9 protein-coding genes and 2 tRNA genes are annotated in these 12,051 nt (G+C 26.7%); 8 read left to right on the top strand and 3 right to left on the bottom strand.

The window, feature by feature from the left end:
- Positions 1 to 20 precede the first annotated feature (20 nt).
- A tRNA-Trp gene (locus tag T314_RS0100890) sits at positions 21 to 96 on the top strand.
- 40 nt (positions 97 to 136) lie between these two features.
- Positions 137 to 212, top strand: a tRNA-Trp gene (locus T314_RS0100885).
- Positions 213 to 266: 54 nt separating this feature from the next.
- On the opposite strand, the gene T314_RS0100880 is transcribed toward T314_RS0100885, so the two are convergent.
- The gene (locus T314_RS0100880) at positions 267 to 1,118 is read right to left on the bottom strand and encodes a DegV family protein (protein ID WP_029511778.1); all 852 of its coding nucleotides are present in this window, start codon (positions 1,116 to 1,118) and stop codon (positions 267 to 269) included.
- An 8-nt stretch (positions 1,119 to 1,126) separates the two neighbouring features.
- Positions 1,127 to 1,957, bottom strand: a complete 831-nt coding sequence (locus T314_RS0100875) for a DegV family protein (protein WP_029511777.1) — start codon at positions 1,955 to 1,957, stop codon at positions 1,127 to 1,129.
- 77 nt (positions 1,958 to 2,034) lie between these two features.
- Between T314_RS0100875 and ytpR the strand changes: the two genes are divergently transcribed.
- Genes ytpR through tyrS form a run of 3 tightly spaced genes read left to right on the top strand, consistent with a single transcriptional unit; the run spans position 2,035 to position 4,927 of the window.
- Positions 2,035 to 2,616 (top strand): YtpR family tRNA-binding protein, encoded by a 582-nt coding sequence (gene ytpR, locus T314_RS0100870; RefSeq protein WP_029511776.1) that lies wholly within the window; start codon positions 2,035 to 2,037, stop codon positions 2,614 to 2,616.
- A gap of 4 nt (positions 2,617 to 2,620) precedes the next feature.
- Positions 2,621 to 3,676 carry a nicotinate phosphoribosyltransferase gene (locus T314_RS0100865; protein WP_029511775.1) on the top strand — a complete coding sequence of 352 codons (1,056 nt, stop codon included), beginning with the start codon at positions 2,621 to 2,623 and terminating at the stop codon, positions 3,674 to 3,676.
- A gap of 9 nt (positions 3,677 to 3,685) precedes the next feature.
- Entirely contained in the window at positions 3,686 to 4,927 is a 1,242-nt protein-coding gene (gene tyrS, locus T314_RS0100860; RefSeq protein ID WP_029511774.1) for a tyrosine--tRNA ligase, read from the top strand.
- A gap of 250 nt (positions 4,928 to 5,177) precedes the next feature.
- Here tyrS and rpsD read toward each other — a convergent pair whose 3' ends face one another.
- On the bottom strand, positions 5,178 to 5,804 hold the full coding sequence (gene rpsD / locus T314_RS0100855) for a 30S ribosomal protein S4 (RefSeq protein WP_029511773.1): 627 nt from the start codon (positions 5,802 to 5,804) through the stop codon (positions 5,178 to 5,180).
- A 251-nt stretch (positions 5,805 to 6,055) separates the two neighbouring features.
- Here rpsD and T314_RS0100850 point away from each other — a divergent pair, with 251 nt between their 5' ends.
- From T314_RS0100850 to dnaE, 3 genes are read left to right on the top strand one after another with little or no spacing between them, the layout of a single operon-like run.
- Entirely contained in the window at positions 6,056 to 7,846 is a 1,791-nt protein-coding gene (locus T314_RS0100850; RefSeq protein WP_029511772.1) for a hypothetical protein, read from the top strand.
- 17 nt (positions 7,847 to 7,863) lie between these two features.
- On the top strand, positions 7,864 to 9,066 hold the full coding sequence (gene thiI / locus T314_RS0100845; RefSeq protein WP_029511771.1) for a tRNA uracil 4-sulfurtransferase ThiI: 1,203 nt from the start codon (positions 7,864 to 7,866) through the stop codon (positions 9,064 to 9,066).
- Positions 9,066 to 12,044 (top strand): DNA polymerase III subunit alpha, encoded by a 2,979-nt coding sequence (dnaE, locus tag T314_RS0100840; protein WP_029511770.1) that lies wholly within the window; start codon positions 9,066 to 9,068, stop codon positions 12,042 to 12,044. Before thiI ends, dnaE begins: the two co-directional genes overlap by 1 nt.
- Positions 12,045 to 12,051 lie beyond the last annotated feature (7 nt).

Here is a 12,051-nt window from a genome sequence, read left to right as displayed (position 1 = left end):
ATAATATTTAAGTGTTTAATAGGGGCATAGTTCAGTTGGCAGAACATCGGTCTTCAAAACCGAGTGTCGCGAGTTCGAGTCTTGCTGCCCCTGCCAATTTTAAAAAAACAAAGTGCTCATTATTGAGTACTTTTTTAGAGGTATAGTTCAGTTGGTAGAACATCGGTCTCCAAAACCGAGTGTCACGAGTTCGAGTCTTGTTACCTCTGCCAATTGAAAAATAAAATGAATTGAATGAAGTTAAAAACTTTCATTAATTCATTTTTTTATATTTTTTTTGTAATAATGAATGCAATAGTATCGACTCCAGCATGAGCTGTGTAAATGTTAGGCACTAGTTCTTCTGAAAAATTTATTTTTGATTCTAATAAAGCATTTCTGGCAGCTTCATATATTTTTGAAGAAGTTAAAGAAGTTCTAACAAAAACCATTTCAAACCCTTTTGAATATTTTTCATGATACACTTTGGTTACTTTATCCATAATTGAATGGATTGTTCTACCCATAGCTTCCTTTTTTGGTTCCGCTTCTCATTTAATTAAAACTTTAGTTTTTAAAATATTTAAAACAGTTGTAACCGCTTTTTTTCCTCTTCCACCGCTTGTTAATCTTTTTAGATCGCCTGGAACAATTGCAATATACATTTCCTTTTCATATTCTTTAATAGATTCTGTTATTTCTTCTGGTGTTGTAATTTTTCCTTCTTCTAATAACTTAGAAATGTAAAGTGCTGTTTGTTCAATTGCTTGAGCAGCAATATTTAAATTTTCATAAACAGTCACTTTTCCAATGTATTTGTCATCTCTTGAAACCATCATTGCTGTTTGTAACATACTTGACAAATTACCTGTTATAGGAATGTGATAAATGTGATCATAAGTTTTTAACAGTTCGTCATATTTATTTTCGACTTCACCTGGACTAGCTTGACTTGTTTTTATATCAACACCCTCTGATATTAATTTAATAATACCTTTTTCATTTACTTCTTTTGGAGTGTCTAACATATCTGTTCCATTAGGGAAAGTAAAATGTAAAGGTAAAACTTCAATATTTTTATTTTTTATTTTTTCTGATTGATTAGTTCCTGAACTATCTAATAAAATAACTATTTTCATAAATCCTCCTATTTCTTTCATACAGCAATTGCTAAAGTTTCTTTACCTGTATGAGCAGCAATAACGCTAGTTATTTGGCTTTTTAAATTTATTTGAAAGCCCTTTTCTTCAATTATTTGAATGACTTCTGCTAAAGTTTCTGGTTGCATTCTTGAATAAGATATATCAACAACCTTAACACCTTTAGCATTTTTCTTTATTAAATCTAATGCTTCATTAACTGCTTTTTTAAAAGTTCTTGCAGTTGCTTCTTTATCAATTTTTCCATCATATCTTAATATGGGAACAATTTTTAACATTTTTGCTAAACTAGCTGCAGCAGGGCTAATTCTTCCACCACGCTTCAATGTATCTAAAGTTTTTGGAATTATGTATCCAATGAAATCCTCATTTGCTTTAGAAACTAATTCCATTATTTCAAAACCTCTTTTATTTTGTGCAATTCAGAAGGCAACTTTCTTAACAAATTCTTGATTAACAATGCTTACTCCGTTAGTATCACAAACAAAGACTTTACCTTTGTACTCTTCTTCAGTTTCACTTAACATTCTGTAAGTATTGAATTGACCACTTAATCCTTTTGATAAAGGCAAGAATATTATTTGATCATATTCAGTTAAAAGTTTATCTCAAACTTTTAACATTTCACCCGGTGTGGTTTGTGCAGTTTTAAGAACCTGCTTTTCTAATAAGTCATAAAAAAAGTTATCGTCTAACTTGTCATCACTAAAATGTGTTGTACCATCTTCCTCAACAATTAATAAAGGTACTTGGTACAAATCTTTAAAACTTTTTAAATTCCCATCAAATGATGAGTCAGTTAAAATAGCTATTTTCATAATATAACCTCCTGTTGTGCTTTTTTAATAACTTAATTATATAATATTAATAAAATTATTAAAATAGAGGTAGACACATGAGTACAAAATTTGGAGTATTTTACAATAAACAGTTTAATTGTTTAATGTTAACTTTTAAAAACGAACCTATTACATCTTCAGAAAAAAAAGGAAATATAGTTATTTTAAAAAATGATGACGAATTAGTAGGAATAAATATCTTTGAAGTAAAATTAGAAATTAATAAAAATTTTATTCTTAATGATTCTGATATTTTAACTTATATTAATTCTGAGTTAAAAGATGTTACTAAACTTGAATCATTACAGCAATTTGTTATTGGAAAAATTGTCAAATGTGACAGAATCCCTGATACACACTTAAGTGCTTGTGAAGTTGATATTAAAACAAAAATTTTAAAAATAGTTTGTGGTGCAAAAAATGCTAGAGAAGGTATATTTGTAGTTGTTGCAACAGATGGAAGTTGAATGCCTAATGGGATGCAAATTCAAAAAGGTAAGTTAAGAGGATATGATTCAGAAGGAATGTTATGTAGCGCAAAAGAATTAAATATTGAAGAAGGAAAATTTAATCCTGAAGGCATAATTGAGTTAAATGAAAAATATCACAATAATTTAGGTAGCGAGTTTAAAGGTTAATTTTATGAATAAAATAAATTTTGATAAAAAAATAAAAGACGGATATTATATAGCTGACTATTTTAAAAAAACTAGTCTAATTATTAATAATGAATTCCCAAATTCTATTGTTACAATGCAATTTTTTCAAAGAAAAAATAATATAACATTATCAGGTATAAACGAAGTTCTACAACTTCTTGAATTTGCTTGCAAAGATTATAAAAATTTAAAAATTTGAGCTTTAAAAGATGGAGACATAATAAATGCCAATGAACCAGTTTTAAAGATTGAAGGTAACTATTCTAACTTTGGCTGATTAGAAGGCATGATTGACGGAATTTTAGCAAGAAATTCATGTATAGCTACAAACTCAAGTAAAATTGTTAAAGCCGCTAATGGTAAATCAGTTTTAAATATGATGGATCGTGCTGATTCTTATTTAACCTTGCCTAGTGATGGATATTCTTCATGGGTTGGAGGAATTAAATTATTTGTAACAGAAGCATCTGTTGAATTAATTGATGATTCAAGCGTGCCAAAACCATCAGGAACAATGCCACATGCGCTTATTCAGGCCTTCGATGGTGATATTTTGAAAGCAACTGAAGCATTCTATAGAAATTTTCCTGAAAGTGATTTATTGTCTCTTGTTGACTATAACAATGATTGTGTAAGAGATTCTGTAAAAGTTGCAAATCATTTTAAAGAAAAACTTTGAGCTATAAGAATTGATACATCAGGTAATTTAATTGATAAATATTTAGAAGAAAACAAAAACAAATATCCTGAAAATGCAAATCTATATGGAGTAAATGAATATTTAATTAAAGAAGTTAGAAAAGCATTAGATGAATCAGGAAATAAACATGTAAAAATAATTGTTTCGTCAGGTTTAACAGAAGAAACAATAAAAGAATTTGAAAATAATAATACACCTGTTGATATTTATGGAGTTGGTGGTTATTTAGCCAAAATAGATAACAATTTTACAGGAGATGCAGTTTTAATAAACGGAAAAGAACAGGCTAAGTTTGGTAGAAAAAACATAGCTTCTGATCGTCTAACACAAATAAAATAAGGAGAATTTATGAATATAATTAAAGAACTAGAATGACGTGGGTTGGTAAAACAAATCACAAATGAAGAAAGACTATTAAAAGCACAAAATGATGGAGCTGCTGTTTATTGTGGTTTTGACCCAACTGCAGATTCATTGCATGTTGGTCATTTAATGATGATAGTTACACTTAAAAGATTTGATAAAGCTGAATTTCAAGCAATTGGATTAATTGGTGGTGGTACTGGAATGATAGGGGACCCATCATTTAAAGCTGATGAAAGAAAACTACAAACAGATGAACAAGTTAAATTTCATGCAACAGCAATACAAAATCAATTATTAAGAATAATTCCTGATGTTACATTTGCTAATAATGCTGATTGATTAGGTAAGATGTCTTTAATTGATTTTTTAAGAGATGTTGGAAAAGATTTCAATATCAGTTATTTACTAAATAAAGACTCAATTGCTACTAGAATAAGTACAGGATTATCTGTGACAGAGTTTTCTTATACAATGCTTCAAGCTTATGATTTTTACAATCTATATATAAATCATAATTGTAAAGTTCAAATCGGTGGAAGCGATCAATGAGGAAATATAACAAGCGGAACAGATTACATTTCAACAAGAGTAGGTTCTGCTAACACTGAAGCAGCGGGATTTACAATACCGCTTTTAACTAAATCAGATGGTCAAAAATTTGGTAAAACAGAATCAGGCGCAGTTTGATTAGATTCAAATAAAACTAGTGTTTATGATTTTTACCAATTTTGAATTAACCAAGACGACAATGATTGTGTCAAAATGCTAAAATATTTAACATTTTTAACAAAAGAAGAAATTGATGAATTAGAAGTAAAACATAAAGAAGCTCCACACTTTAGAACAATGCAGAAAACTCTTGCTTCTGAAATTACAAAATTTGTTCATGGGGATCAAGAATTGAACAAAGCTATTAAACTAACCGATGCCTTTTTTACTGGAAACATTTTAAATCTGGATGATGATCTTTTAGAATTAGCAATTAAATCAATACCAACTATTCAATTAGAAAAAACAACCAGTGCGATTGATGCAATAGTTAATGTAAATGCTGCATCATCAAAAAGAGAAGCTAGAGAGTTTATTAAGGCTAAAGCAATTTCTTTTAATGATGTAGCTGTTCAAGACGAAAATATGCTATTATCAGAAATTAAAACTATTAAAAATAATAAAATAATCGTTAAAAAAGGTAAGAAAAAATATTATTTATTAGAAATTAAATAAAAAATTCCAAAAAAACATTTAACATTTGGAAAAAAATATATATAATAAAAATAGGGGATAAGAATTTATCCCCCCGCATAAAAATTGCTAAAGCAGTTTTTAAATCTTTTCATTTATATATACTTTTATTATCAAATTTACATTTTATTTTTTCTCTCAAAACAAATTAACTCATCTTAGGATGAGTTTTATATAAATATGTAAAATAAAAAAACGCCAGCACAAAGCTGGTGTTTTTAAGTTTAATTTATTATTTAATTAAACGGTTGTATCATTCAACAATTAGAGCATCGTTGATTTCTAAATTTAATTCTTGACGTTCAGGTAATCTAACAAATTGACCTTTTAAATTAGCTTTATCAACTTTAACGAATTCAACTGTTGATTCATTATTTTGTAATGCTTCAGCAATTTTATCATTTTTCTTCATAGCTTCTTTAACTTCAATTGAATCACCTGGTTTTACTTGGTATGAAGGAATGTCTAATTTTTTACCATTTACTAAAATGTGTCCGTGGTTTACTAATTGACGAGCAGCTTGTCTAGTCATTGCAAATCCAAGACGGAAAACGATGTTGTCCAATCTTGATTCTAATAATACTAGGAAGTTTGTCCCTAAAATTCCACCGTGAACTTTTTTAGCTCTAGCAAATGTGTTTCTGAATTGTCTTTCAGTCATTCCATACATGAATTTAACTTTTTGTTTTTCTTGTAATTGAGCACCATATCCACTCATTTTTAAACGAGCTTTGTCTTTACCGTGTTGACCTGGAGTTGTTACTCTTTTTTTACCTTTACTAAATTCTTTACCATTCTCAAGAATTGAGAAACCATATCTTCTTGCTTTTTTAAATGTTGATCCTGTATATCTTGACATACGCTATCTCCTTTTTAAAATAAGCGTTATTAAAAATAATCTTTGATGAATTCCTTACTAACCAGTTTACTAATTCGCTCTTACTGCCAAGAGTTACTACTTTAAGTATGTGTAAACAGTTTTTAGTAAATATTCATCCGCAGAATATAAACAATAACTTTAATATTATATATATAAAGTAGATTACTTTCAACAACAAATGTGTTAAATATATTTGTTATAATTATATATAGTAGAAAAGTGGTGATTTCATGATATTAATGTCAACATTATCAAATAAACCGACAGCTTTATTAATAGTTGGTATTATGTTTGTTGTGATTTCAATATTAGGTTTATTAGCAACCTTAATTACCCTTGTATTGTATAAAAAAACAGTTGAATATACATATCAAAGTTCAAGAAAATTAACATATGTAGATTCTTCACCTTTACTTAAAAAAATAATAATTATTTACAGAATATATATTAAAAATAAAGATAACAGAAATTTAGAAAGTACGTTTTATATTATGCTAAGAAATTATTACAACATCTTTGCAGAAAGATTTGTTACTTTAGCTACTGAAACAACTCAAATGTTTAATGAAAATAGTTATAACCCTAAACCAACAATTAGAAACTACTTAAAAGCTAAGAAAATTTTTGATAGAGCTGAAATACTACAAACTGATACAGCTGATGTTATAAACAACATAGAGCAAATTCTTGAAATGCAAAAAATTGCAAGAGACTGATATATAAATGTAATAGAAGAAACAAACAATATTAAATCATTAATAAAAGCAGGAAATGGTTCAACAAATGATACATGAAGTCCAAATGGTTTAAACTCAAACTTTTTTAATAACTTAAATCTTTATATAGAATCAGCTGGTCTAGATATAAAAAATGCAAAATATAATGAAGCAATTTCAAACTTAAAAGATGCTTATGAAATAATTTCAAGGTTAATATTAATTTTAGATGATACTGAAAAAATTGTTTATCTTATTGATCATCAATTAAAAAATAAATTAGAAGAAATTAGAAGTTCAATTTTTGAAAGTACAGCAGGAAGTGAATTACAAAAAAATAACAAGAAATCACAGTTTAATTCAATTTCAGGATTTTACGCAAATTGAGTTAAAACAATTAAAAGAGAAATTTATTCTATAAATATTGAAAAAGCATACGAAAACTCAAGAAGACTTTTATCTCAAATATGTTTATTTGAAATAAATATGAAATACGAAACATCAATAAAACAATTCATAGAATCTAGTCAAAGAGTTATTAAAAATGCATTTTCTTCAATTTCAAATGAAGTTGTTGCTCTTAAGGATATTAGAAATCTAAATAAAAAGTTTGGTACAAACAATAATATAAATTCAATTAAGTCAAGAATTTTTTCTGTAGAACAAACTATTAAAGATCAGGAAGAAAGATATACAAATTTATTAAATGAATTTGCGTTAAGTGAAACTTCTGTTCAAAAGTTGCACTATGCAAAACAAGGTTCAAATTTAATGGACATAATATCTAAAATATTTTTATCTTTTGAAAATTTGCGATTAATTAGAGCACAATTGACTTCACAAGAAGAAATAATTAATGAGATACAATCAAGAAATATAAGTTTGAAAAAAGTGTTAGTTGTTATGGAAGTAATGATTGCTAAAAATCCAAGCATTTCAGTTTTAAAAACATACCAAGAACAAATTAACAACGGATTTAAAATACTAGAAAAATCAGAGAAAAACGTAAGAGTATATCCAGATACATTTTTATCAAGACCTGTATTTGATGAAATGATTGAGTACTTAGACGGAAAAATTGTTAGTTTCGCAATTTTAAAAAATGATATGGCTTCAACAATATATCTTGCTAAATTAGCAGAAGTCAGTTTGTCATATCTAAATCGTTTCGGTGGAATAGAATCAATTGATAAAAATATTGCTAAGTCATTAGAAAAGTTAAAGCAAGAAAACTATACAGAATGTTTAAAAGACAATGTTTTAATTTTAAATAAATTGAATTCTCAAAATATAGCAGTTAGTTAAAATAGAAATTAGGAAAAATGAAAAGTATATTAGTAAGATATGGTGAGTTAACATTAAAAGGTAATAATAAACACATGTTTATTAGCAAACTTTTGGATAACATAAAATTTAAATTAAAAAAATTTGATCAATCAAAAATTAAATTTATTAAAGATAATAATTCATTAGTTATTGATGCAGAAGAAGAAATATTAGAAGACGTTCTTGAAGAATTAAAAACAGTTTTTGGTATATATTCATTATCAGTGATAGAAAAATGTGAAAAAGATTTAGATAAAATTGCTGAAAAAGTTATTGAGATTGCCAAAAAATCTGAATATAAAAGATTTAAACTAGAAATTACAAGAAAAGATAAAAGTTTTCCAATGACAAGTGCAGACTTAAAGTTAGCATTAGCTCCAATGGTTCTTAAGGCTGTGGATAATCTTATTGTCGATGTTCATAATCCAGATTTAAAAATTGAAGTGCTTGTTAAAAAAGATGGTATTCAAATTTTTTCAAAAAGAATAGAAGGATTAAAAGGGCTGCCTGTAGGAGTTAGTGGTAAAGGTCTTTCATTATTAAGTGGTGGAATAGATTCACCTGTTGCATCTTTCTTAACAATGAAAAGAGGTATGCATGTTGATTTCATTCATTTTATGACACCACCACATACTTCTCCTGAAGCTTTAGATAAAGTATTTGAACTTGCAAAAATTGTTTCAAAATATAATTCAAAGAAATTTAACCTTTATGTTTGTGATTTCTCAATGTTATTACAAGAACTACAACATATGCCAGAAGAAAGCTACAAGATAACAATCATGAGAAGAATGTTTATGCGTATAGCTAATAAATTAGCAAAACAAAATGGGCAAGAAGCTTTAATAACAGGTGAAAGCTTAGGACAAGTTGCTTCTCAAACAATTCAAAGTATTGATGTAATAAATTCAACAAGTGAACTACCTATTTTAAGACCAGTTCTAACATATGACAAAGAAGAAATCATATTAATTTCTAAATTTATTAAATCTTATGAGACTTCTATTTTGCCTTTTGATGATGCATGTTCATTATTTGTACCAAAACAACCAGTTACAAAACCTAAAAAATGAATGGCTGAACAACAAGAAAATGCTATTCTCTGAAATGAACTATTGGATTATACAATGGAAAATAAAATACAGAAATTTGTTTTTTGAAATGGGAGTTTCACAGAAGAAATCAACAAGGAGGATTAATGTCAAATTTCATACCCCTAATAAATGTGCGTAGTGTTTATAATTTTCAAGAGTCATTAATAAAAATTAATGACTATATTTCTTTTGCGAAAAATGAAGGATTTAAACATTTATTTTATTGCGAAAATAAAACTATGTATGGGGTAGCTGAATTTTTTCAAAAAGCCTTAAAAGAAAACATTAAGCCTATTATAGGATTATCAATTGAATTAAATGATAAAAAAATAATTACTTTAATTCCAAAAAATAAAGCAGCTTATAAATATACATGTATCATTTCTTCGGATTTAAATGAAGATGTTAAATTGAATGATGAAGAAATTTTTGATCTCTTAAAAAAATATGTTGATAATAATTCATTTTTGATAACTAACGTTGATAATAAAGATGAATTTTTTAATAATGCTGAAATTATAAATACAAATGATAAAAAAATATTTTTTAACCCTATAAGATATATTTCTGATGATGAACAAGATCTTTATAAAGGTCTTTTTGCTTTAAAAAATAATTTAACAATCACAGAAGCAAATAAGATATACAAAATTAATGAAGCATATCCATATGAAGATGAAATATCTCAAATTTTTCCTAATTCTGAAGAAATAGGTAAATATATTAGTGATAATGTTAATCTTAATATTTTTGAAGATAATAAGAAACATATGGCAAAATTTATAGCGCCTGATAATATGCCTAGTTTTTCATACCTTAAACAAAAATGTCTAGCGGGATTACAACATTATTTCAAAAATGTTAAACATAAACCAATTAAAGAAGAATATATTCAAAGATTAAATCATGAATTAAGTGTTATTGAAAAAACTGGTTTTGCAGATTACTTCTTGATAGTTCATGACTATGTTTCTTTTGCTAGAAGAAATGACATAATTGTTGGTCCTGGTAGGGGTAGTGCAGCAGGTAGTTTAGTATCCTTTTTATTAAGAATCACAACGATTGACCCAATTGAATATAATTTACTATTTGAAAGATTCTTAAATCCTGAGCGTATCACAATGCCAGATATTGATATAGATTTTCAAGATAACAGAAGAGATGAAGTTATTGAGTACTTATTTGAGAAATACGGAAAATATAATGTTGCAACAATAGTTACTTATCAAACAATCGCATTTAAATCAGCTTTCAGAGATGCTTGTAGAATTTATCAAATTGACATGAATTTGGTTAACCTTATAACAAAATCCCTAACAGATGATTATTTAAGTTTTGATGAAATACTTAAATCACAAAAATTAATAAAAGAATATAGTGAAAAAGCTGAATTTAAAAATATATTTAAACTTGTTGAAAAATTAATAGGTTGTCCTAGACAAACAGGTACACATGCTGCTGGTATAATAATAAGTGATATTGATCTAAGAAGCGTTTTACCTATTAGGCAATCATTAAATGGAATATATCAGACTCAATTTGATATGAATTATTTAGAAGATATCGGTCTAATCAAAATGGATTTATTAGGGCTAAGAAATTTAACTACTTTAAAAGAAATTTTAGATCTTGTAAAGAAAAATTACAATGAAGATTTTACACTTTCAAAAATTGATTTAAATGATGCTAAAACATTTAAAATTCTTAGAGAAGGAAATACAACAGGTATATTTCAACTAGAATCTCAAGGTATGACTAATTTAATAATTGATATGAAGGTTAATAATATAAATGATATTTCTGCAGCTTCCTCATTATACAGACCTGGTCCGCAAGAAATGATACCAGATTACATAAATAACAAGAATAATAGAAGAGTGTCTTTGATAGATAAAAGTTTGGCAAATATCTTATTACCAACCTATGGTGTGATTGTTTATCAAGAACAAGTTATGCAAATACTACAATTAGTAGGAAATTTTTCATTAGGTAAAGCTGATATTGTAAGAAGAGCAATGGGTAAAAAACAAATTGAATATATGATGGAAGTCAAAGATGAATTTATTAATAATGCAATGGCAAATAATTATTCAAATGAAAAAGCTGTTGCGATTTGAAACTGAATTGAACAATTTGCAAAATATGGTTTTAACAAATCACATGCAATAGCGTATTCTTACATTGGTTATTGATTGGCTTGATTTAAAGCACATTATCCAGCTGAATTTTATACAGCACTATTAAATGGTGTAGTTGGTAATCCAAGCAAAACTAGCAGATATATTAAAGAAGTAAAACAATTTGGCATAGAGGTTATTAAACCATCTGTGAAGCCTGCAATAAATAAAAAACTTGAAGGCACTATAAAATTAAATTACACAAGTTCAGAAAACAGAATTTACATGCCTCTTACATTAATTAAGGGTATTGGTAGAGATTTTATAACAACTCTAAATAAAGTTTATGAAGAACACTCAAATTTATTTGATGATTTAAATAATTTTTTCTTTTATATGAAAAATAAAGGTTTAAATGAGTCAAATTATACTTTATTAGCAAAAGCAGGAAGCTTTGATTGTTTTGGGTATAATAAATCAACTATGGTAGCTAATAAGGACTTTATTTTTAGTGCTATGATGGCGTTCAATGAAAATATATCATTAGATAAACAAACTAAAATAGAAAATTTATTTGAAGAAGAATTAAATGAAGAAGTTGAATCAAATTATGAAAAGGAAGTTTTTGGTTTTTATATATCTTCAAACCCATTAACAAAATTAAAAAATGAAAATGCGTTTTTTAAACCAAATGACATTATTAAATTAGTTGAAAATATGAATGACGTAAATATAATTGGTCAAATTTCAGGAATTAGAGTTATTAAAGATAAGAATCAAAAAAATATGGCTTTTGTAACTGTTTTTGATGACACCGAATCAATTGACTTAACAGTATTTTCATCAAACTTTGAAAATTTACAATATGATTTAGTTACTAACAAAAATTATGTTTTAAAAATAAGAACACAAAAATATAAGAACAAAATAACAGGAATACTTGAATCTATAGTTAAACCGGTTTAATTGAAAA

Origin of the sequence: Mesoplasma grammopterae ATCC 49580 (genome assembly GCF_000701525.1) — a bacterium.
In the GTDB taxonomy this organism is placed as follows: domain Bacteria; phylum Bacillota_I; class Bacilli_A; order Mycoplasmatales; family Mycoplasmataceae; genus Mesoplasma; species Mesoplasma grammopterae.
Note: the sequence above shows the minus strand (reverse complement) of the source record. Positions and strands in the feature narration are given on the sequence as shown.